Origin of the sequence: Eubacterium sp. AF19-12LB, from assembly GCF_003479125.1 — a bacterium.
Classification (GTDB): domain Bacteria; phylum Bacillota; class Clostridia; order Lachnospirales; family Lachnospiraceae; genus Eubacterium_U; species Eubacterium_U album.
Window position 1 is genome coordinate 58846 of the sequence record NZ_QUGP01000004.1, and the last position, 24272, is coordinate 83117.

The following is a 24272-nucleotide window of genomic DNA, read 5'->3' on the forward strand; positions in this document are numbered from 1 at the left end:
TCCTCTAATTGATTTTCTTCGCAAATCAATTAGCACACGGCATTCGCTGTTTTTTTTAAAGCTCGTTCCTCTAATTGATTTCCTTCGTAAATCAATTAGCACACGGCATTCGCTGTTTTTTCTAAAAGCTCGTTCCTCTAATTGATTTTCTTCGTAAATCAATTAGCACGCGGCATTCGCAGAATGCCGCGTAACACAAAAAGAGATAGGTTCTTATTTATGCAAGCATAATAGAACCTATCTCTTTTTGTGTTACGTCGCTTTGCTCAAAGCTTCGCGATAATTATTTAATTGTAGCAACTGCTCCAACTTCTTCAAGAGCTGCCTTAAGAGCTTCAGCTTCTTCCTTAGAAACTCCTTCTTTAACTACCTTAGGTGCTCCATCAACTACTTCTTTAGCTTCCTTAAGTCCTAATCCTGTTGCATCCTTAACAGCCTTGATAACTTTAACCTTGTTAGCTCCAACTTCTGTTAATTCAACATCAAATTCTGTCTTTTCTTCAGCTGCTGCTCCAGCATCTCCTGCTGCTGCAACTACAACACCTGCTGCTGCAGATACGCCAAATTCTTCTTCACATGCTTTTACTAAATCGTTTAATTCTAAAACTGATAAACCTTTAATTACTTCAATGATTTCTGCTGTTGTCATTGTTTAATCCTCCATATAATAAATTAATTAATTCTTTGAACTTTCGTTCAGTCAATAAAAACCTGATAATTCAGATTTATGCAACTTCTTCGTTCTTTTCAGCAATCTGCTTAATAACACGAGCGAAGTTTGTAATTGGTGACTGCATAGATCCAAGTAACTTTGAAATAAGTACTTCTCTTGATGGGATGTTTGCAATCTGAGCAATTCCTGCTGCATCGTAGCATACACCTTCAACTACACCTGCTTTGATTTCAAGAGCTTCAGCGTCTTTAGCGAATTTAGCTAATTCTCTAGCTGCTGCTGTAGCATCTTCTTTACAAATAGCGATAGCTGTTGGTCCTTCTAAGTATTCAGCAAGACCTTCGAATTCTGTTCCCTTAATAGCGAAATTAATCATTGTGTTCTTGTATACTTTGTATACAACACCAGCTTCTCTTAACTGTTTACGAAGCTTTGTGTCCTGTTCAACAGTAAGACCACGGTAATCAACTACAACTGCTGTTGCAGCACCGTTAAGTAATTCAGCAATTTCGTCTACTATAGGTTTCTTTACTTCTACTTTTGCCATGAATGTTTTGCCTCCTTATTAAAATTAGGTTCAACCAAACATTAAGCCGAATAGATTTTCAATATAAAAACCTCTCTGCCTAGACAGAGAGGTGTATAAGTCATTAAAAATTCTTATCCCTCGGTAGGCATCTTATGATTTACGACTAATGTCACCTACTGTCTTCGGCAATTGGTATTAACCACTTTGTGCATACTAGCACACAATTATTGAATTGTCAATAATTTTATTAATTAATAACAATCAGATTGTATTAATCTATATTTGTTAATTAATTGCTTAACTTAGCAACGTTTAACTTAACTCCAGGACCCATTGTAGATGTAAGAGTTACGCTCTTGAAGTACTGTCCCTTTAATGCGCTTGGTTTAGCTTTGTTTAAAGCATCAACTAATGCGTTGAAGTTATCTGTTAACTGTTCTTCTGTAAATGAAGCTTTTCCAACTGGAACGTGGATGATGTTTGTCTTGTCAAGTCTGTATTCAATTTTACCAGCCTTGATGTCGTTAACAGCCTTTGTTACGTCCATAGTTACTGTTCCAGCCTTAGGGTTTGGCATTAATCCCTTAGGTCCGAGTACACGTCCTAAACGACCAACAACACCCATCATGTCAGGAGTAGCAACAACTACGTCAAAGTCGAACCATCCTTCATTCTGAATCTTTGGAATTAATTCATCTCCGCCTACGAAATCTGCACCAGCTGCCAATGCTTCGTCTACCTTGTCTCCCTTAGCGAAAACTAAAACCTTAACAGTCTTACCTGTTCCGTGTGGTAATACAACAGCACCACGAACCTGCTGGTCAGCGTGACGTCCATCACATCCTGTTCTGATGTGACATTCTATTGTTTCATCAAATTTTGCAGTAGCTGATTTCTTAACTAATGCAATTGCTTCTTCTGTGTCATATTGAGCTGCTCTGTCAATTGACTTAGCTGCGTCTAAATACTTCTTTCCTCTTTTCATTTAAACCTCCTTGTGGTAATAACGGATAAACCTCCCACATTTCTCAATTCATTTTAAATTACAACATAAGTCGTTTAATAACTTTTTGTTGTTCGCGATATTATTTATCTACGAAAATTAGTCTTCAACTTTGATTCCCATACTTCTAGCTGTTCCGGCAATCATGCTCATTGCTGCTTCAATGCTAGCTGCATTTAAATCCGGCATCTTTGTTTCAGCGATTTTCTGGATATCTGCTTTAGAAATAGTAGCAACTGTTTCTTTAAGTGAGTTACCAGCTCCGCTCTGGATGTTACATGCTTTCTTTAATAAAACTGCTGCAGGTGGAGTCTTTGTCACAAAACTAAAACTCTTATCCTGGTATACTGTGATTACAACTGGAATAATCATTCCCGGCTGATCTGCAGTTCTTGCGTTGAATTCCTTTGTGAATTGAACGATGTTTACACCATGCTGACCAAGTGCTGGTCCAACTGGTGGTGCTGGTGTTGCTTTGCCAGCTTCGATTTGCAATTTAATGTATCCTTCTACTTTCTTTGCCATCTTTCGGCACCTCCTAAAATTTGTGGTATTATCGGGAATCCCTCCCACTGCTCTACAAATATGTAAAGCAATCTATTAAAACCAAATGGTTCTAATCCATCTTTTTAACTTCAGTAAAATCTAATTCTACCGGAGTTTCTCTACCAAACATGTCCACATTAATTGTGACTGTCTGTCTGTTTTCATCAATGCGCTTAATGACACCTGCTGTGCCTTCCCATACGCCCTTGATTACTGCAACTGTATCTCCCTCTGAGAATTCAAGAGTAACCGGACCCTTGTTAATTCCAAGTGAGAGCATTTCTGCATCAGTAAGTGGAACAGGTTTTGATCCTGGTCCTACAAATCCTGTAACTCCTCTCGTATTACGAACAACGTACCATGTATCATCATTCATAACCATATTAATGAGTACATATCCCGGAAACATCTTCTTCTGTGTAACTTTTTTTACACCATTCTTAATTTCAACTGCTTCCTGAATCGGAACTGATACTTCTAATATCTGATCCTGCAATTTTCTATTCTCAATTGTCTGTTCAATATTAGTCTTTACTTTGTTTTCATAACCTGAATAAGTATGAACTACGTACCAATTTGCTTCTGACATATAATCACCTCTTCATTATTTTATTCTTATCCTATAATATGATCCAACCCAAACTGAATGAGCTGATCAATTAAGCTAATAAGAACACCTAAAATAACTGTGATCACTGTTACAACAACAGTCTGTCTTATAACGGATGCTTTTGTTGGCCAGATTATTCTTTTGAATTCAGCCTTCAAGCCTGCAAACCATTTTTTTACAGAGCCCTTTGACTTGTTAGATGCTTCTCCCATCTTAATCCCTCCATTATATAAAACTGACTATTTTGTTTCTTTATGCATTGTGTGTCTCTGACAGAACTTGCAATACTTCTTTGTTTCTACTCTGTCCGGATGACTCTTCTTATCCTTTGTAGTATTGTAATTACGCTGTTTGCATTCTGTACATTCTAATGTAATTCTTGTTCTCATGGCTTAACCTCCACTTTATTTATAATCATTTTTTGTATCTTGTTTTAAGTCATTTTTTCTGCAAAAAAAAAAGACCTAGTCCTCGCTTGATTAATATAACATAATCTGTATATAGCGTCAAGATATTTTTTAAGGCTATTTTTAAGGTGGCTGTTTTTTAAGGTTACAACACTCCGGCACTTATGCATACAAAATATACTTCTTTAACGCCTGCCGCCTTAAGGACCCGTGTACACGCATCTATAGTACTACCTGTCGTATAAATATCATCCACCAATAATACCTTATTATATTCTTTTGCCTTTTCCTCATATATAGCAAATGCATTTTCAACGTTCTTCTTTCTTGCAATTCCTACAAATTCCTTTTGCGGCTTTGTATCCTCAACTCGCACAAGGCATTTTTTATCAATAGGTATTTTCGTATATCGGGAAATTTCTTTGGCATATACATACGCCTGATTATATCCTCTCTTTATTTCCTTCTTTTTAGAAACCGGTACTGCCATTATGCAGTCAATTCCCCATTGTTCAAATAATTTTCCATAACGCTTTGCAGTCTCCCATCCATAATACGCTCCATATTCTCTTGCATTTTTATATTTAAATCTATACATGGATTCTTTTATTCCACCTGCATATTGAAAAAGACACACGCCTTTTTCATATGCATGCTTATGCTCTCTGCAGTCTTTGCACAATGTGTCGTCTTCTTTAAGACTTTTTCCACATTTTGCACATTTAGGCTCTTTCATGTAAAACACTTTACCCTTGCATTTGTCACATACAAATTTGTCCTGTCCTTTGACCACTTCCCCACATACCGGACAGGTTCTAGGGAAAAATACATTTAAAATCTTCTCCTTCATTTCCTACGTAAATCTTTTTTAATTAATTCAAATAATCTTATATTATGTATTTATGTATTTAACTCAATAAATTTTCAATAATAAACCAGGTTTTATAAAATAAACTCTAGCAAAGCATTATAAAATTAATTAAAATTTATATTTATTTTCCTTTCTTAATATTTCTATTTTGTTTATTATTTGCATATTTACAACATTATTCCATTAACTCATACTGTTCTATTTGTCATTTTCTACAATTGCCGAATGTATAATCACCAAAAATCGACACAGCACTTATGCCGTTCTATTTGTCATTCTCTACAGGTTCTTTATCTGTTTCAAATGTCTGCAACTGCCATTGTAATCCTGAATACCTTTTATGCTGGTCTTCATTTTTAATCATACCTTGAAATGTATCTTCTCTTCCAACAATACATACACAACTTTTCGCTCTTGTTATTCCGGTGTACAATAGATTTCTCGTCATAAGTTGCTGATACCCTGTAACAAGAGGCATGATAACTGCCGGATATTCACTACCCTGAGATTTATGAATAGTTATTGCATATGCAAGTTCTAATTCTTCCGCTTCCCTAAATGTATATGTCACCATTTTATTTTCATCAAATTCGACTTCTAAAATCTGTGAATCGTTATTCATATTTTTTATAATTCCCAAATCTCCATTAAATACACCTTTTCCTGAATCGATACAGGCTCCATTAGGCAATCTAACTTCCCATTCAATTTGATAATTGTTTTTTATCTGCATTACCTTGTCGCCTTCTCTAAATATATATTTGCCAAATTCATGTTCTTTTTTATATTTGTCCGGCTTATTAATATATTTTTGCAATTCAACATTCATATTCTCAACACCAAGAATTCCACTCTTCATAGGTGTAAGAACCTGTATTTCCTGCGGTGTTGATTTTACATAGTCAGGAAGTTTTGTCATTATAAGACCTATTGTTGCATTCAAAGCCTCCTGAGGTGTATTTCTTCTTATATAAAGGAAATCTTTCGTGCTATTGTCTAGTTCAACTGCTTTTCCTTCATTTATTTTATGGGCATTTGTTACTATTCCGCTTTCACCCGCCTGTCTGAAAATCTTATTAAGCGTTACCACTTTAAATTTTCCGGAATCAATGATATCTTTTAATACATTTCCCGGTCCGACACTTGCAAGCTGGTTAATATCCCCTACAAGAACAAGTCTTGTTCCATGAGCTACAGCCTTAAGCAAAGAATGCATAAGGAAAATATCAACCATCGACATTTCATCTATTATAATTACATCTGCTTCTATTGGATTTGTTTCATTTCTTTCAAACTTAGCGTCCATATCCAATGAATCATCCGTTCCGGTACTTCCGTTTATTTCAAGCAGCCTGTGTATTGTCTGCGCCTGGCAACCTGTAGTTTCAGTCATTCGTTTTGCTGCTCTTCCTGTAGGCGCCGCAAGGCTGATTTCCAAATTATCACTTTCAAACATTTGAATAATCGCATTAATTGTAGTAGTTTTTCCCGTTCCCGGTCCACCTGTTAAAATTACCACTCCATTGCTTTGCGTAGCCATAACCGCTTCTTTTTGCAAATCATCAAGTACAATATTATTTTTTCTCTGGATGGTATCTAATTTTACACTTTCCACAAATTCATCCGCCGGCATTGATAAATCCAAATCAAGAAGCATTCCTGCTACATTCATTTCCGTGTAATAATATGTAGACAAAAATACAGCCTGTACTTCATTGATTTCTTTAACAATAAGTTTCTTTTCCATTACAAGGTCAATAAAATAGTTGTCCAACAAGTCCATATTATATGTACCATCGGCATTCTGATACTGGTCTCTTAACCCAAGCAAACTAATAGTTGCCTGAATAAGATTTTCTTTTGGCAAATATGTATGCCCTGACTCTGATGCTTTAGAAAGTGCATATACCATTCCACTTTTAACTCGAATAGAAGCATTAACTTCCACTCCTGCCCTCTTAGCTATTTCATCAGCTGTTGTAAATCCTATTCCTCGTATTTCATCAGCAATTCGGTATGGATTTTTCTTTATAATCTGATAAATTTCTTCGCCATAATAATTATAAATTTTAAGACTCATCGCCGACGAAATACCGTATTTTTGTAAAAATATCATTGCGTCTCTTATATCTTTTTTTGCCTGAATCTGGCTTGCAATATCCATGGCTTTCTTATAACTTATTCCTCTGACTTCTTCTAATCTTTCAGGCTCTTCATCAACTATTCTAAATGTATCTTCTTTAAACTTGTCTACGATTCTGTCCGCAAGAGCAAGACCTAACCCCTTAATTGCTCCTGACCCTAAATATTTTCTAATTGAATATTCGTCATTTGCCGGAATTGTTTTATACGATTTCATTTTTATCTGTTCACCAAAAACAGGATGAAATACTTCCTCGCCTTCTACTTCGATATATTCCCCTTCACCAATATATCCAAATACTCCGGTTACTTTTACATCTTTTTTTCCCACAGACATAGTTAAAACAGTATAGCCATTTTCTTCATTTCTAAATGTAATTATTTCTACATATCCGGTAATAGTTTTCATCGACATATCTTTTCCTTTTAATTTAAAAGGCTGCCTTTTCCAGACAGCCTTATTATCTATTATTTTTCCTGGTTCATTTCATCCATAACTTCTAAGTATCTTCCTGTACCAATAGCGACCGCAGTCATCGGATCTTCAGCTGTCATTGTATTGATTCCCGTCTTAGATTCAATCAATTCTTCTAATCCGTCTAACAGACAACCACCACCTGTAAGAACAATTCCTCTTACCGCAATATCTGCTGAGAGTTCAGGAGGTGTATTTTCAAGCACTCCATGAATAGCTTCAACAATCTGTGTTGTCGCTTCTCTTAAAGCTTCTTCAACTTCTTCTGATGTAACTTCTATAATCTTAGGAAGGCCTGTAACAAGGTTTCTACCTCTTACTTCCATCTTCTTAACTTCCGTTTTCTTAAAACATGTACCTATTCCGATTTTAATTTCTTCAGCAGTTCTTTCTCCTACTAAAAGATTGTGTTTTTTTCTCATATATCTGACTATCGCATCATCAAAATCATCTCCCGCAACCTTTACAGAAGTACTTTCAACAGTAGCACCTAAAGAAATAACTGCTATATCTGTTGTTCCACCACCTATGTCAACCACCATATTTCCACATGGTTTTGAAATATCTATTCCTGCACCAATAGCAGCTGCTAACGGTTCTTCCACTATAAATACTTCTCTTGCCCCTGCCTGGAATGATGCATCCTCTACAGCTTTAGTTTCAACTTCTGTTGCTCCACTAGGAACGCAAATGCTAATTCTTGGTTTCTTATAAGAACGTTTTCCTACAGCTTTCTGAATAAAATACTTTATCATCTGTTCAGTAACTGAATAATTAGAAATCACTCCCTGTCTAAGAGGTCTTACCGCAACAATATTTCCAGGTGTTCTTCCTATCATTAATCTTGCTTCTTCTCCAATTGCTCTTATAGTATCCGTATCTCTATCTATAGCAACAACTGATGGTTCTTTTAAAACCACACCTTTTCCTTTTATATATACTAAAATACTTGCTGTACCTAAATCTATTCCAATGTCTGTATCAAACATATCTTTCTCCTTTTAAAATTGGATATTTATGACAGATTAAAAGTTGTTATAAAAAATAAACACGTTATACATCTTTCAATCCCGTATTAATCACGATTTCCCGCACAAATATTATATACAATTTTATATAAAAATTAAAGTATGTTTTATTTTTTTTGCATTTAAAAAATTATTTACATCGTGTTCATATTTCGTTCACATATGTACCGTAACATAATAGAGTACTACTTAGGTAGTGCAGCATAGTTTGTATACGTCATACCCTATAATGACGTATTTTTAAGTTTTTCATACTCAACCTGGTGGGTGAAATTCCCGCCAGGTCCCCCGAAATTAACACCACATCGTAAGATGTGGTTTTTTATTGTCATAATTAAATAAAAGCCATAACTAAATGGATTTTATTTCTTCATGCATGATTATGTGCGTATTTTTCTTTTGTTGCAAGTCCACCTCTAATATGACGTTCCGACTTATTTACATCAAGAACTTTCCTAACCTGCTTTGCCAATCCTGGATTTAACCTGCCTAACCGTTCTGTACAGTCTTTATGTACCGTGCTTTTACTTACACCAAATGTCTTTGCTGCCTGTCTTACAGTAGCATTGCATTCAATAATGTAATTTGCTATTTCAATCGTTCTTTCTTCAATATATTCTTTCACTTCTCGCCTTTTGCATTTTTCTTTTTTATAATTTATGCAAAAGGCGAAATTAATATGTTGAATTTTTATCAATCGAATAAATTTGTAATTTTCAAATATATTTTCTTGTTTTACTTTTTTCAAAATCGACTCTGCGATTTTTCATAATATATTTTTTCAAATTTACGATTATTTAAATATTTTTCCAAATATCGTTCTTACCAGCGGGCCGGCAGCAAATAATTGCCAGAAAAATGCCATAGGAAAATTTATTATAGTTGTCTGAATCCACACTGCTATAAGTTGTGGACCAAAAGCATTTTTAAACAAAACTACAGCCACAAAACTCATCATCGGACACATAAGCCAGATTGATAATACTGATATTGCCAAAATAACAAATATTGGCTTATCTTCTTTTGGATTTACCAGTCTGAAAGCTACTTTTTTTGCTATTGGTCCGGCTATAAATGTATCAAGTAAAAATGCTGCTATACACATTATCGGCAGTTCACTAAGTGCTGCTAAAAATACAAAATTCTTCATTCCACCTACATCCATTGCTATGTTATAACATACCATTGCATAAACCATTACTATGACCATCATTATTGTGTAAATCGTTTCTTCTTTTCTGTTCTTTGGCATAAGAACCTCCTTTTGTCTCTTTTTAACTTTCATTGTATACTCGCTTCATTTCACTGATGCGGCATTCGCCGCATCACATAAAAAACAAATATTTCTTTTTGAAAGCAAGCTTTCACAGAAATATTTGTTTTTTATGGTACGTGGCCTCATTGCTAACGCACAAAAAAGCACGGCACAGTAAACTTTCGTTCTACTGTACCGTGCTTTTCTTCACTAACATATACAACTACCATTAATTGCGAGTAGTCTATCATAAAACATACAATTTAGACAAGTATTTTTTGTAATTCATCTATTTCGCACATAATTTAGTCATTATTATACAAAAATATATTTAAATTTCCATACATACTTCGTATAACCATTCCTGTTCCTCAATATTAAGATATGGAGAAATCTTTTTATAAACAAGTTTATGATACTGTCTTAAAAGGCGTATTTCATAGTCAGACATTATATTTACATCTATAGCGTCTACATCAAATGGAACTAATGTAAGTGTATCAAATCCCAAAAACTGCCCGTATTCAGTCACCTGTTTTTCAACACAAAGCAAAAGATTTTCGAGCCTTATTCCATATTGTCCTTCCAAATAAACGCCGGGTTCATCTGAAGTAATCATTCCCGGTTTAAATTCTGCATTTTCTTCAACATTTTCTCTTAACATATATCTAAATGCATTCGGCTGCTCATGAACATTAAGAAGATAACCGACACCGTGACCTGTACCGTGTCTATAATCATATCCGATTTCCCACAGTGGTTGTCTTGCAACATAATCAAGTGATACTCCTGTACATCCTGATAAGAATTTTGCATTTGCAAGCTTCAAATTTCCTCTAAGAACAGCTGTATACATCTTCTTCTGCTCTGTAGATATATTTCCGAGGGCTATTGTTCTTGTTATATCTGTAGTTCCTTCTACATAATGTCCGCCTGAATCAATTAAAACAAAATTATCTGCTTTAACTTCATAATCTGTTTCTTTAGTTGCGCTGTAATGAACTATTGCGCCATGGTCTGCATATCCTACTATAGTTTCAAAACTTGGTGCCAAATATGTTTTCCATGATTTTCTAAATTCTTCTAATTTATTTGCAATAGATATTTCTGTCATTTTTTCTTTGCTTACATTATGTTTTAACCAATAAATAAATCTGGTCACTGCAACGCCATCCATTATATGAGCATTAATCATATTTTCAATTTCCACATTATTTTTGATTGCTTTCAAATGCAATGCAGGTGAAAATTTATCTATAATCTTTACTTCTGGTTTTATGGAACGTAAAATACTATAATTTGTTGTTGTTTTATCTAACCATAATGTTGTATATTCAGGAATAACTTTTACATAATCATATATTTCATCATATTCTTTAATTTTAACCCCTTCTTCCGAAAGACGGTATATTGTTTTTTCATCAAATGATTTTGTATTTGCAAATAACAGACTATCATATTTTGTAATTACCATATACGAAAAGCATACCGGATTATACTCAATATCATCACCTCTGATATTTGTAACCCATGCAATTTCATCTAACGATGTCAAAAGTAATGTGTCCGCTTTTTCCTCTTCCATTCTTTTTCTTATATTAGCTACTTTTTCAGGATAAGAAACTCCTGCATATCTATCCATTAATCTCCATATAGGTTTAAATTCTATAGCAGGTCTGTCACTCCATATTTCTCCAACCAAATCCACGTCACTCTTTATTTTCATTTCTGAAATTTCAGCTAATTTTTCTGCCTGTCTTGCATTAGTTGTCTGTCCGTCAAATCCTATTACACTGCCCTCAATAAGGTTCTTCTTTAAATATTCTTCTACAGAAGGCACCCCTTCTTCTCCGGCTTTCATAAGTTTAATTTCACTATCTTGAAGTTGTTCTGCTGCCTGAATAAAGTATCTTCCATCAGTCCATAATAGTGCCTCATACATTGTAACTACCAATGTTCCTGCTGAGCCTGTAAATCCTGACATATATTCTCTCGTTTTAAAATGGTCACTCAAGTATTCTGAACCATGCTCATCACTTGTCGGAATTACATAAGCATTAATTTTATTTTGTTCCATTAAATTTCTAAGGGCTGAAATTCTTTCATTAATCATAATCTTACCACCTTTAAAATATGTTATTTGTAAAACAAAATGAATCTCTATTTTTCAAATCAATTTAATTATTTTCAAAGCAAGTTGAATCTGTTTCATAGCAGACTATTCATCTTTTTTCCCATATTTTTCATTATAATTATCTAAACATTGATATATTATTTTAGCAGCCTCAACAGGTCCGCCAAACTCCTTAACAGCAGTCTGTTTTCCCTCTAAATCCTTATATACATTAAAGAAGTGCTTTATTTCCGCAAATATATGTTCTGGTAACTGTTGTATATCCACATATCCGTTATATGTTGGGTCGCCATATGGAATTGCAATTATCTTTTCGTCATTATCCCCATTATCAGTCATATACATAACACCTATCGGATAACATCTTACAAGTGACATTGGTTCTATTTCTTCTGAACATAATACCAACACATCAAGCGGATCTTTATCATCTCCAAGTGTTCGTGGAATAAATCCATAATTAGCAGGATAATGAACTGATGAATACAGGATACGGTCTAATATAATCAAACCTGTTTCCTTATCTAATTCATATTTTTTCTTGCTTCCTTTGCTAATTTCAATAGTTGCAATAAAATCTGATGGCTGAATTCTTTTTGGATTAATATCATGCCAAATATTCATATTTACACCTCACCCTTCTGTACATTTTGTACTACTTAACATATCTTTTTCAAAATATGACATCTCCGTTGTTACTAACTGTATTGTTATACAGTGTCAAATATCATAAGAAAATTATACAATCATTTATTTTACAATTCTATATAATGTTAAATTTTATTTTGCACTATATATAGTGAAAGCTAACTTTTCGTTTATTTCAAGGCAAAAATTTCTTTTTTTGTTATGCTAATCAAATTATGTATAATCACTATTTTTTCATTATATAGAGCAATTAATATATGATTATTATTTTTTATTATGGAAACTAAATTTTAGGAATTTAATATTTATATAAAAAAACTATAATATAATATGGAAATTCAATATTTTTTATTGGATAAACCATAATATAAATAAGTTACTTTTTCATTATGTAAACCAATTTACGGATATATATTATTTTTTAGATATATTCCGTAAAAAATATAATTATTTTCATTGAATTAGTTTTGTGCCATGGCAGATGTGTCCTTACTTATATGGTACACTTTTATTTGAAAAATTTACGGAACAATCTAAACTAACTTCGGAGTTAAAACTCCACTCAAACACTATTGCAAATATTACTTATATAAACACTTTTAATAACAAAATACAGAATAAAGAATCATTAAGAGCATTAAAAAGAGACTTAAAATATCCGGCAAATTTGTCTTTTGCAAGTCATCCGTATTTTTTTAAGTCTCTTTTATACATACTTTAATTCTTTGAATTAATAAAACTTTTTTAGTTTCTTTTTATGTACTATCGTTCTCTCAATTATTAAAACTTTTTTAGTTTCTTTATACTTTTATGCACATTATTGCTTTCCATTTAACAATTTAACAATGCTTTTTAATTTGTTAAACTATCCTACTGTTCACTAATATCTTTAATTTTTTCTTCATCCCAGAATTCAAATCCTTCAGATTCAAGAACCTTTGTAGCTACATTTACATTTTTTGTCTTAATAACTGCTGCTGCGTTGATTCCACTTGAAAATGCATACATATATTCTACATTTACATTAGCATCTGCAAGAACCTTTAAAGTCTTTGCAAGTGAACCTGCTTTATGAGGAACGCTTACACAAAGTACCTCTGTTAATTTTGCAGAAAAATCTGCATTCTTTAAAATTTCTCTAGCCTTTTCAGGTTCTGGAACAATCATTCTTAATATTCCGAAATCAGCTGATTCCGCTAAGGCTGCTACAATAATGTTAACATCATTGTCTGCCAAAGTCTTTAATACATCATTTAAATGTCCTTCTTTATTTTCAAGGAACACTGTCAACTGTTTTAATGCCATAAAATTACCTCCTATAAATTACGATTTCGATTAAGATTACGATTATTTATAATAAAAACTTATTATTTATTATTATAAATATCCGTTATCTCCTGCTATTACAAATTACGATTATCAATTACCCGTACTGCTTTACCTTCACTTCTCTGGATTGTCTTAGGTTCTACTAATTTAATTTCAGCAGATATACCTAAAGCCTGTTTTAATTTAGCTCCAACCTTCTTCTTCAAATCATTTAACTTGCTAATTTCATCTGAGAAGAGATTCTCATTTACTTCAACCATTACTGTTAGTTTATCTGTATTATTTTCACGGTCTACAATCATCATATAATGGTTAGAAATATCTCCACCCATTGATAAAAGTGCTGTTTCAACCTGTGTTGGGAATACATTTACACCACGAATAACCTTCATGTCATCTGTACGTCCTTTGAATTTAGAAATTCTAGGTGTTGTTCTTCCACATTCACATGTAGAATGGTCAATGCTTGTTAAATCTTTAGTTCTATATCTAAGTAACGGCATACCTTCCTTTACTAAAGTAGTAAATACAAGTTCACCTAAATTATTGTCTCCTACCGATTCATTTGTAACAGGATCAAGTACTTCCGGATAGAAGAAGTCATGGTTAATATGTAATCCATTGTGTTGTTTACAATCCATTGCAACACCCGGTCCTGTAATTTCACATAATCCGTAAATATCAAAACATTCAATATGTAAAATGTCTTCAATTTTCTTTCTCATTTCTTCTGTCCAAGGCTCTGCTCCATGAATTCCGACTTTTAATTTCATATCATCAACCTTGCCCATCTCTGTAATTGTTTCTGCAAGATGCAAAGCATATGATGGTGTACATGTAAGAGCTGTTGCGCCAAAATCTTCCATACACATAATCTGTCTCTGTGTATTTCCTGCAGACATAGGAACCGTCATAGCGCCAATTCTTCTTGCACCAAAATCCATTCCAAGTCCACCTGTAAACAAACCATAACCATAGCATACATGAATTACATCTTCCTTTGTAAGTCCTGCCATTGTCATACATCTTCCTACACATTCTGCCCATACATCAATGTCCTTCTGTGTATATGGCACTATAGTAAGCTTACCTGTTGTTCCTGAAGTTCCCTGTACACGTACAATTTCTGACTGCGGTACTGCTCTAAGTCCGAATGGATAATTATTTCTCAAATCTTCCTTTGTGGTAAATGGAAGTTTAACAATATCTTCAATTCCTTTAATATCACCGGGTTCTACACCTAATTCTTTCATCTTCTTTGTGTAGAATGGTACATTGTTATAAACTCTGTTTACTAAATCAACAAGTCTCTCTCCCTGAAGTGCTGCCATCTCGTCCCGGCTCATACACTCATGCTTTGAGTCTAAAATCATTTCCTTTACGCTCATTATGTTATCTCCTTATGTAATAAATTTTAGCAGTATTTACGCTAACACTTTAAACTGATAAACTCTATTATACTAAAAACAATTGACTATAACAATGTAAAACTTGTTAATCTGCATAATTTCGTTACTTTTTTTGCAAATTTATTGGTGTGTTTGAACGTTATTTACAATCACAATTCCTACACATACAAACATCAGTGCTACAATAACCTGTCCACCTATCTGGCTGCTTTCTCCCGGTAAAAATAAAGCTGAAAGAATAACTCCAAAAACAGGATTCATAAATTTGTATACAGAAACTTTTGATACCGTATTAAATTTTAATAATATACTCCATATTGTATATGCTGTCGCCGAAATAAATGCCATGTAAATAATCATTATAACAACATTAGGAGTTGAAATAACTACATTTCCGCCAAGCAGTTTGCCAATCACAGCCAAAATTACTCCACCTGAAAAAAACTGATATCCACTAAGCATTACAACATCAGCGTCATTTGAAAATTTCTTAATAAATGAAGATGAAAATGCGGACGAAATCGCTGCAAGAAATATAAATCCTTCTCCCATAAATGACCATTGTCCGCCACCGTTTATTCCTGTTATATTTACAATTAAAACTCCTGCAAATCCAATCAACGTACCTATTATCTTAGTTGCATTCAATTTTTCCTGATGAAAAATAAAAGCCGCTACCACAATTGCTAAAAATACACCTGAACCTGTAATAATAGAACTACGTACTCCTGTCGTATGCGCCATTCCTATATAAAAGAACAGGTACTGTCCTGATGTCTGGAATATACTGAGCGTAAAAATGTATCCTGGTTTCTTTGGAAGAATTACTTTTCTTCGTATTATGCTGTTAGTTACAATTACTAAAATACCGGCTAATGCAAATCTTATACCCGCAAATAATATTTGTGAGGCATATTCTCCTGATTTAATATCAAGCATTCTGTAGCCTGTTTTTATACATGGAAATGCACTGCCCCAAAGGAAACAGCACACCATTGCAAGAAGACATACCACCCATGTTTTCTTGAGTAATTTATCTTTAGATTTATTCTTTGTGATTGTATTTCGATCTTCATCATTTAATTTTATAGCATTTTCATTGTCATCATCCAAAATAGTATCACGTCTTTTCTCCATACTATTCAATTCTCTATTTACACTCATATTATTTTCCTACTTCCATTATTGTGCACACAATAGTATCTTTGTGTTTATTTAAATATGTGTAAAACGCCCTTTTCATTTTTATATTATTATTTTCATCCATTATTGAATAAATTTTCTGATATGTATTATTATTTTCAAGTTGTTCTTTTACATAATCAAGATTCAATTCTTTAGCTGTTTGTTCAGGATTTTCATCCATACAATAAGTTTTCATATAGTTTTCAACACCCAATTTAAATCCTACTTTATTTTGTTCCTCTATAACTTTTGATATGCCTTCTTTATAAACTACAGGTTCACCTGTAAATGCATTAATTGTAAATATTTCCTCATACTCATTTGCCGCCAAAGTATTTACTATATCTACTGCGATTCTTACTTTTTTCCGGCGTTCCATATCCTCATTTACATCAGCTATAATTGCTAATGTCTTCATTTTATTTCCATCTATGTCATACTCTGAAACAACCGTTATTTTGCTCCAGCTATAAGTACCATCAATAAGTTTAAGTCTTACAATGCATTCCATTTTACCTGGTGTTAAAATACAATTTGATACAAATTTTTTCATTTTTTCTACATCATCCGGATGAGTGTAGCCAATAATCGATTTTTTCTTAAAAATACGGTCCTGATTGCCCTCACTCATTTTATATTTCTTATATGACTCTGTCGAATAAAATGTATTATTATAATAATCCCATTCTATTATTGCTAAATCCGTCTGCTCAATTACTTTCTGAAATCTATCTTTTTCAATCTCAATCTGCCGGCTTATCTCTATACTTTTAGTAATATTTGTGGCTACAGATACGATTATATATTCTCCTTCATTGCAAATAGCTGCAAATCTTTTTCTTACCCATATCACCTTTCCATCATACCTTTCAAACTGATATATGATTTCCTGAGTCTCACCTGTAAGCATCGATTTTTCAACACATTTTTCATATTTAACCACCTTATTTTCAGGCTTTATTCTCTTTTTAATATCAGCTTCTTTATATTCATATCCATCCCTGTCCTCACCTATATTTTCGTAGAACATATCATTTGCAAATATAAGTTCTTCTTTCCCTTCTTTATACAACACAATTACCAGACTACTCCTTATAGCACTATCAATACATTGACTCAATCTTGCATAAACCGATTCTCTGTCCCATGATAATCCACCAAGTAAATCTTTTATTACTTCAAATGCTCCTTCCATTTAATCCTCCCAATATTTTTCAGTCATTTCTTATTACTATCCATCAGTATTTATACTGATTACTAAGTTTTTCTATCATATTTTTCATACCATCTACAACTTCCTGCGGTCCAAGTATCTTAACCTTATCTTCAAATCCCGCTACCCAGCTGTAAAACATTGAACTTACAGACACATCCACATTAATTGTAAATTTATCATCTTTCTTTGGAATTATCATTACATCTGTACCAAATCTGTCTACCACTACTCCTACTAAACTGTTATCAAATTCCATCTGTACATTCTTAATATTTCCGGTAAACATTCCAAATGTCTGCTTTGTATATTTTGCAGCATCAAATTTTTCAAATTCTTTTTTGCCGTCTCTTTCTTTATTTAAAATTTTAATATCCTTCATTTTGTCCACACGATAATGTCTTATACTCTGTTTTGCTGAATCAAATGCTACCATATAGTAATTTTCATCATCCCAAGACAAAGCCCACGGACTTATATCCGTTTTATTTCCGTCATTTCTTATAACAAGTTCTTTTTTTGTGTTCCACATATAATAATCAAATGCAATCTGTTTATTTTCATATATTGCATCATGAATGGCGTCTATATTGTAGTAACCACTTTTTGAAATAGCTTTCACACGATTTGCCACATAAACCTGACGTTGCAGTTTCTTAGCTTCATATTTACTTGTAAATCCTTCTAATTTCTTAATAAGCTCTTCACTATCTTTTTTTGATATGAATTTTGACGCCTGCACTACATCTACTAACATTTTTAATTCAGAAACATCAAATTTTCTTGTTACTGTTTTATATACTGTTTCCCTATTTAATTTTTCAGTTACTATTTCATATCCTACAGTTCCAAGTTGTTCTATATCGTCGTATATTGATTTTCGTTCAGCTTTGATGCCATTATCATCTAGCTTCTTTATTATCTCACTCATGGTTATTCCATGTTCTTCATCCGTATATTCATCAAAAATCTGTATAAGATATAACAGTTTTAACTTCTGTTTGCTATTTCTCATATTCTCCTGCCCTTTCACAAAATTTATCAATCATTAAAAAAAACTGCCGCACCAAGACCTTGAAATAAATAAAAATATCGTAGTTTTGTCATATCATTAACACTCAAATGATTTTACTTAACTAAATATATATTCCAACGTCTTAATGTAACAGTTTCATATTAAAAGCTTCGTATATTATCTTTTTCTTCTTCTCCGGTATTTTCGATTTTCTTAATTACAACAAAATAACTTACATTGTCATTAACTTTCACTTCCACTCTGTCTCCAACTTTATGTCCCATAAGTGCTCTTCCAATAGGCGATTCATTACTGATTCGTCCACTCATGGAATCACCTCTCATTGTACTTACTATTTTGTAAGTAAGGACTTCATCATCTTCTTCAAAATAAATGTCCACAGTTTTATTCAAACCTACTTCATCTTCTTTAGAATCATCTGAAATAATAGTTGCAGTTTTAAGAAGTTTCTCTAAATATCGAATTCTGCTTTCATTTTTATTTTTAAATTGTTTTGCTGCCTTATATTCAAAATTCTCGCTCAAATCTCCCTGTGCCCTCGCAACCTTAACATCTTCAAGCGCTTCCTTTCGAACTACGATTTTTCTATGTTCTATTTCTTCTTTTATTTTTTCAATATCACTTTGTGTTAACTGCATAACTCTACCTTCTATCTGTCCTCAACTTCTATATAATCATTAAAAGCACAGTTGCTTACATAAGCAGGTCTCATAATCTTATCAGCATTAATTATTTCTTCGATACGATGTGCACTCCATCCTACAATTCTTGCGATTGCAAATATTGGTGTATATAATTCTTTAGGAATATCCAACATGCTATATACAAGTCCGCTGTAGAAATCGACATTTGCACTAACTCCCTTATAAATATGACGTTCCTCGCCAATTACTTCAGGTGCTAATCTTTCAATCATACTATATAACTTAAAGTCTTTCTGTCTATGCTTTTCTTCTGCAAGCTGTTCAACAAATCTTTTAAACACTTCTGCTCTAGGATCAGAAACAGAATAAACCGCATGACCCATTCCATATATAAGACCTTTTTTGTCAAATGCTTCTTTATTTAATATTTTTCTTAAATACTCTTTAATCTCATGTTCGTCATCATAATGTTTGCAATTATGCTTAATATCCTGGAACATATCAACAACCTTTACATTTGCACCACCATGTCTTGGTCCCTTCAAAGAACAAAGAGCTGCTGCAATTGTTGCGTATGTATCTGAACCTGATGAAGTAACAACTCTCGTTGTGAAAGTCGAGTTATTTCCACCGCCATGTTCCATATGTAAAACTAAAGCTAAATCAAGAACCTTAGCCTCTAAATGTGTATATTTCTTATCAGGTCTAAGCATTCTTAAAAGATTTTCTGCTGTAGAAAGTCCCGGAAGCGGTCTGTGAATGTACATACTCTTTCCACAATGATAGTGATTATATGCATGATATCCATACACAGCCATCATCGGAAATGTACTAATAAGTTTGACGCTCTGCTGAATTACATTTTCCACTGATGTATCGGATGCATTCTTATCATAAGATGCTAATGTAAGTATACTCTTTGTCAAAGAATTCATAATATCAGCACTTGGCGCTTTCATAATTACATCCCTTACAAAGTTTGTAGGTAATTTTCTTTGTGCTGAAAGCATTTTGCTAAAATCTTCTATTTCATCTTTTTTAGGTAATTTACCAAAAAGCAATAAATAAGCTGTCTCTTCAAATCCGAATCTGTCTTCTGAAATAAATCCGTTTACAAGGTCCTTTATATTATAACCTCTATAAAATAATCTACCTGGGCATGGAACTGATTTTCCATCAATTATCTGTGTAGATTCAACACGTGAAATATTTGTAATTCCTGTAAGAACACCTTTTCCATTTATATCTCTAAGGCCTCTTTTTACACCGTATTCTGCAAATAAATTCTGCTCAACTGTATCATTTTCCCCACACATTTTTGCGTACTTATCTGTAAGTGCTTTCATGTCTTCTTTGTTTAATGTCATATATTGTACACTCCTTTTCTTACTAACTTTCTAACTACTTCAAATCTCGCCTTTCATATATTCTTTAATATACTAATTTAACTGCATTGTGGATGACTCTGAATTTCATGTTCTTTCTGCCATCCTCTTTTTCTCCATCCAGTGACCAGTCAATATCACTACTGTCTGAAATTTTAAGTTTTGAAACTTTTAATAATCTGATATGTTTATCATATATCTGATTTGTAAGTTCATTTATAATTATTCCAAGTTCGATTAAATCCTTCGGATATTTAATTAGCAATAACTCAAATAATCCATCTGCAAAATCAACTTTTCCTTCATCAATTGTCATTACACCGCCAATTGATGTGGCATTACAAATAGCCACAAATATGTATTCGCCTTCGATTACTTCATCTTCATTTTCAATCTTTAATTTCATTCGCTTAACCTGAGTTAAATCCTTAACTCCCTCTAAAACGTAAGCAAAATGTCCAAGCAGATTTTTAATATTCTGTGGTGCTGAATATGAGGCTTTTGTAAATATTCCTGCCGATGCCGTATAGACAAAATATCTGTCATTAAATTTTCCAATATCTATATATTTTGCTTTATGAGTCATCATATGCTTTGCTGCCTCAACAGGGTCTGATGGCAAATTAAGACTGTTTGCAAAATCATTTGTTGAACCCGCCGGTATATATCCTAACGGTTTTTTAAGTCTGGCTGAACGCATTCCCGCCATAACTTCGTTTAATGTACCATCTCCACCCATGCAGGCAATCATATCAACCTGACTACCGAGAGCTTTCACAATCTCTGTAGCATGCTTTTCTCTTCTTGTAAATTTTATTAACACTTCATAACCATAGTCATTAAAAATATTAATAACATCTACCAGTATATCTTCTCTCTTCTTCTGACCTGCCTTAGGATTTACTATAAATAATAACTTCTTATATTGTTCTACAATTTCTTTCTTTTCTTCAGTAACAGTCGTTTCTTTTATATCATCCATAACCATCCTCCTGAAAAACTTCTAAATTCTATATATTTTTTGCCATGCTGTAATCATATCTGATTTTCTTAATCTGTTCATAACAAAAATCTGCTATCTAATAATTTCCAATAATAAACACCATGTCTATTATTATAAAATTAATAATTTAACAATTTATGAATATTTTGTAAAACCACCGTATTTTGTAAAATTTAAGTAAAATTCTTCAACGCTGTATTTCGATTTACTAAATTGTGGCATTAATAAACTTTATACAAATCCTTTATACTTTGACTATTGTACTTTATCTAATTTGACCTTTTCCGTATATTTTATATTTAAATGACTGCAGTTCAGGCAGCCCTATAGGTCCTCTTGCATGAAGCTTTTGAGTTGAAATTCCAATTTCAGCTCCAAATCCAAATTCTCCACCATCTGTAAATCTTGTACTTGCATTTACATAAACAGCCGCTGAATCTACTTCATTTAAGAACTTCTCTGCTGTTTCTTTATTCTCAGTAACGATACATTCACTATGATGTGTGCTGTATTTGTAAATATGGTCAATTGCCTCATCTACATTATTTACAATCTTTACTGACATTTTATAATCAAGATATTCTGTGCCCCAGTCATCATCTGTAGCTTCTTTTATATCAGGAGCAATTGTTCTTGAATCTTTATCACCTATCAAAACAACATCCTTTGTATCAAGTCTCTGTTTAATTCTTGTAAGAGCTTCCTTTGCAATATCCTTATGTATCAAAAGACTTTCTGCAGCATTGCAAACCGATGGTCGCTGAGTTTTTGCATTAAACACTATATCTACTGCCTTATCTAAATCTGCATCTTTATCAACATAAATATGGCAGTTACCAACTCCGGTTTCTATTACAGGAACCGTTGCATTTCTAACTACTGCCTGAATAAGACCTGCACCACCTCTTGGGATTAGCACATCAACGTATTTGTTCATTGTCATTAACGCTGTAGCACTTTCTCTGCTTGTATCTTCAACTAACTGAATTACGTCTTCATTCATGCCTACGCTTTTAACCGCATCACGCATAGCTGATGTAATCATCTTATTTGAATTGATGGCTTCTTTTCCTCCACGAAGAATTACTGTATTTCCAGACTTAAGGCAAAGAGCTGCAGCATCACTTGTTACATTTGGTCTTGCCTCAAATATTACAGCTATTACTCCTAAAGGAACTGAAACCTTTTCTATTTTAAGACCATTAGGTCTTACTGTCGTATTTAAAATTTTACCAACCGGGTCAGGAAGTTTTACTATATCTTCTACGCCCTTTGCCATTCCTTTTATTCTGTCGGCATTAAGCATAAGTCTGTCAAGAATTCCATCTGACAAACCGTTTTTCTTTCCATTTTCCAAATCAATTGCATTAGCTTCTACGATTTTTTCTGTATTATCAATCAAAGCTTTAGCAATTGCAGTAAGAATTTTATTTTTTTCTTCTGTTGTGGCAACACTAAGTTTACGCTCAGCTTCTTTTGCCTTTACACCCAATTCTTCCAACATACCTTAGTCCTCCATATATTATTGATAAGTTTATGTAAGGCAAATGCTTTCCATAAACTATGTATCATTAATGATTTATTTGTAATTCATTTTTATTTAAAATTTATTTTTCATCTGGAATTTATTTCTTTTTCTTAGCAACGAAGAAAGTTCCAACCTGATGTCCTTCTAATACCTTATAAATGTTATCTGCATCAAATCCGTTAATTATAATTGTATCAATGCCGGCTTCTGTTGCAATCTGTGCTGCAATAAGTTTAGTAATCATTCCACCTGTTCCAAACTTAGAGCCTTTTCCTCCTGCTATTTCAAATAATCCTTCTGTAATTTCTTCCACCACAGGAATAATTCTTGCATCTTCATTTTCATTAGGATTATCATCATACAATCCATCTATATCTGTTAATATTAATAACGCATCTGCTTTAACTAATTTAGCAACAATGGCTGAAAGACTGTCATTATCACCGTACACAATTTCTTCTACTGCTACTGCATCGTTTTCATTAATAATCGGAATTGCTCCATATTCAAATGTCTTTTCAAATGCATTTATCAAATTGTTATGACATTCTTCATGCTCAACGTCTCTCTTTGTAATAAGGAACTGACCTGTTGCATGACCAAATTCGCCAAACATCTTGTCATACATAAACATTAATTCACATTGTCCTACAGTAGCTGCTGCCTGCTTTCCTGCTGTATCTGTCGGTCTGTCCTTTAATCCTAATTTTCCTACGCCTACACCAATCGCTCCTGAAGTTACAAGTGCCACCTCAATACCAGAATTTACAATATCCGAAATCACCGCAACTAACGCTTTCATTCTTCTGATATTTGTCTTACCTGTTGAATGAGTTAATGTTGATGTTCCCACTTTAATTACAATTCTTTTTGCGTCCTTTAACGTTGCCATTTCTCTTCTCCCATTGTTTTATGTTTCTTCATTTTTTTGCATATGTTGTTTATTTTACCACAAATTAGGGATAAATAGAAGATTTCAGGGGGTTTTCTTTATTATTTTATATATTAAAAAAAATGGCAAAGCCTCCTTCTGAGACTTTGCCACTTAGTTTTAACTCTAAATTTTAATATAAATCTGACCAAATAAGATTTCCTTCTGCATCTACATCACTATTAGCAGAATCACCAAATCCATTTATTCCACTTGTTGTTATTACGTCCTTTGTATCAAATTCTATTATTTCCATTTCAGGACTTGTGTATAATTTTCTCATTTAAT

25 protein-coding genes and 1 other annotated feature are annotated in these 24272 nt (G+C 33.1%); all 25 genes read right to left on the reverse strand.

Annotated features, from left to right (window positions below; translation table 11 throughout):
- Positions 1–283: 283 nt before the first annotated feature.
- The 25 genes from rplL to DWX29_RS12655 all read right to left on the reverse strand — a co-directional run bounded on the left by rplL (position 284) and on the right by DWX29_RS12655 (position 24267).
- Entirely contained in the window at positions 284–649 is a 366-nt protein-coding gene (gene rplL, locus DWX29_RS05030; RefSeq protein WP_022089868.1) for a 50S ribosomal protein L7/L12, read from the reverse strand.
- Between the two features lie 76 nt (positions 650–725).
- The gene (rplJ, locus tag DWX29_RS05035) at positions 726–1220 is read right to left on the reverse strand and encodes a 50S ribosomal protein L10 (RefSeq protein WP_022089869.1); all 495 of its coding nucleotides are present in this window, start codon (positions 1218–1220) and stop codon (positions 726–728) included.
- Positions 1221–1275: 55 nt separating this feature from the next.
- Positions 1276–1406, reverse strand: a sequence feature (ribosomal protein L10 leader region).
- 85 nt (positions 1407–1491) lie between these two features.
- Positions 1492–2187 carry a 50S ribosomal protein L1 gene (gene rplA / locus DWX29_RS05040; RefSeq protein WP_022089870.1) on the reverse strand — a complete coding sequence of 232 codons (696 nt, stop codon included), beginning with the start codon at positions 2185–2187 and terminating at the stop codon, positions 1492–1494.
- A 117-nt stretch (positions 2188–2304) separates the two neighbouring features.
- The gene (gene rplK / locus DWX29_RS05045) at positions 2305–2730 is read right to left on the reverse strand and encodes a 50S ribosomal protein L11 (protein WP_022089871.1); all 426 of its coding nucleotides are present in this window, start codon (positions 2728–2730) and stop codon (positions 2305–2307) included.
- A gap of 91 nt (positions 2731–2821) precedes the next feature.
- Positions 2822–3340 (reverse strand): transcription termination/antitermination protein NusG, encoded by a 519-nt coding sequence (gene nusG / locus DWX29_RS05050; RefSeq protein WP_022089872.1) that lies wholly within the window; start codon positions 3338–3340, stop codon positions 2822–2824.
- A 26-nt stretch (positions 3341–3366) separates the two neighbouring features.
- Positions 3367–3573, reverse strand: a complete 207-nt coding sequence (gene secE / locus DWX29_RS05055; RefSeq protein WP_022089873.1) for a preprotein translocase subunit SecE — start codon at positions 3571–3573, stop codon at positions 3367–3369.
- A gap of 27 nt (positions 3574–3600) precedes the next feature.
- Positions 3601–3750, reverse strand: a complete 150-nt coding sequence (gene rpmG, locus DWX29_RS05060; protein ID WP_022089874.1) for a 50S ribosomal protein L33 — start codon at positions 3748–3750, stop codon at positions 3601–3603.
- A gap of 163 nt (positions 3751–3913) precedes the next feature.
- Positions 3914–4618, reverse strand: a complete 705-nt coding sequence (locus tag DWX29_RS05065) for a ComF family protein (protein WP_118565302.1) — start codon at positions 4616–4618, stop codon at positions 3914–3916.
- Between the two features lie 286 nt (positions 4619–4904).
- On the reverse strand, positions 4905–7190 hold the full coding sequence (locus DWX29_RS05070) for an ATP-dependent RecD-like DNA helicase (RefSeq protein WP_118565303.1): 2286 nt from the start codon (positions 7188–7190) through the stop codon (positions 4905–4907).
- A 59-nt stretch (positions 7191–7249) separates the two neighbouring features.
- Positions 7250–8245, reverse strand: coding sequence for a rod shape-determining protein (locus DWX29_RS05075; protein WP_117908860.1), 996 nt, complete (start codon positions 8243–8245; stop codon positions 7250–7252).
- A gap of 409 nt (positions 8246–8654) precedes the next feature.
- Positions 8655–8909, reverse strand: a complete 255-nt coding sequence (spoIIID, locus tag DWX29_RS05080) for a sporulation transcriptional regulator SpoIIID (protein ID WP_022089878.1) — start codon at positions 8907–8909, stop codon at positions 8655–8657.
- A 168-nt stretch (positions 8910–9077) separates the two neighbouring features.
- Complete coding sequence (locus DWX29_RS05085; protein ID WP_117908858.1) at positions 9078–9536, reverse strand: DUF2798 domain-containing protein; 459 nt, start codon at positions 9534–9536, stop codon at positions 9078–9080.
- 334 nt (positions 9537–9870) lie between these two features.
- Entirely contained in the window at positions 9871–11652 is a 1782-nt protein-coding gene (locus DWX29_RS05090; RefSeq protein ID WP_118565304.1) for an aminopeptidase P family protein, read from the reverse strand.
- Between the two features lie 105 nt (positions 11653–11757).
- Entirely contained in the window at positions 11758–12297 is a 540-nt protein-coding gene (locus DWX29_RS05095; RefSeq protein ID WP_022089883.1) for an inorganic diphosphatase, read from the reverse strand.
- Between the two features lie 894 nt (positions 12298–13191).
- Positions 13192–13626, reverse strand: a complete 435-nt coding sequence (locus DWX29_RS05100; protein WP_117908852.1) for a hypothetical protein — start codon at positions 13624–13626, stop codon at positions 13192–13194.
- Between the two features lie 98 nt (positions 13627–13724).
- On the reverse strand, positions 13725–15038 hold the full coding sequence (locus tag DWX29_RS05105; protein WP_118565305.1) for a phenylacetate--CoA ligase: 1314 nt from the start codon (positions 15036–15038) through the stop codon (positions 13725–13727).
- A gap of 141 nt (positions 15039–15179) precedes the next feature.
- Positions 15180–16223, reverse strand: coding sequence for a DMT family transporter (locus DWX29_RS05110; RefSeq protein ID WP_022089886.1), 1044 nt, complete (start codon positions 16221–16223; stop codon positions 15180–15182).
- A gap of 1 nt (position 16224) precedes the next feature.
- A complete protein-coding gene (locus tag DWX29_RS05115) occupies positions 16225–17439 on the reverse strand; it encodes a PAS domain-containing protein (RefSeq protein ID WP_117908848.1) in 1215 nt (404 codons plus the stop codon).
- Between the two features lie 43 nt (positions 17440–17482).
- Complete coding sequence (locus DWX29_RS05120; RefSeq protein WP_022089888.1) at positions 17483–18472, reverse strand: WYL domain-containing protein; 990 nt, start codon at positions 18470–18472, stop codon at positions 17483–17485.
- A gap of 161 nt (positions 18473–18633) precedes the next feature.
- A complete protein-coding gene (gene greA, locus DWX29_RS05125) occupies positions 18634–19131 on the reverse strand; it encodes a transcription elongation factor GreA (protein WP_117908846.1) in 498 nt (165 codons plus the stop codon).
- A gap of 11 nt (positions 19132–19142) precedes the next feature.
- Positions 19143–20504, reverse strand: coding sequence for a citrate/2-methylcitrate synthase (locus tag DWX29_RS05130; RefSeq protein ID WP_117908844.1), 1362 nt, complete (start codon positions 20502–20504; stop codon positions 19143–19145).
- A gap of 64 nt (positions 20505–20568) precedes the next feature.
- Complete coding sequence (locus tag DWX29_RS05135; RefSeq protein WP_158574505.1) at positions 20569–21504, reverse strand: YegS/Rv2252/BmrU family lipid kinase; 936 nt, start codon at positions 21502–21504, stop codon at positions 20569–20571.
- Between the two features lie 286 nt (positions 21505–21790).
- Entirely contained in the window at positions 21791–23029 is a 1239-nt protein-coding gene (locus DWX29_RS05140) for a glutamate-5-semialdehyde dehydrogenase (RefSeq protein WP_118565307.1), read from the reverse strand.
- Between the two features lie 121 nt (positions 23030–23150).
- Complete coding sequence (proB, locus tag DWX29_RS05145) at positions 23151–23945, reverse strand: glutamate 5-kinase (RefSeq protein WP_117908837.1); 795 nt, start codon at positions 23943–23945, stop codon at positions 23151–23153.
- Between the two features lie 172 nt (positions 23946–24117).
- Entirely contained in the window at positions 24118–24267 is a 150-nt protein-coding gene (locus DWX29_RS12655) for a hypothetical protein (protein ID WP_158562628.1), read from the reverse strand.
- Positions 24268–24272: the final 5 nt, after the last annotated feature.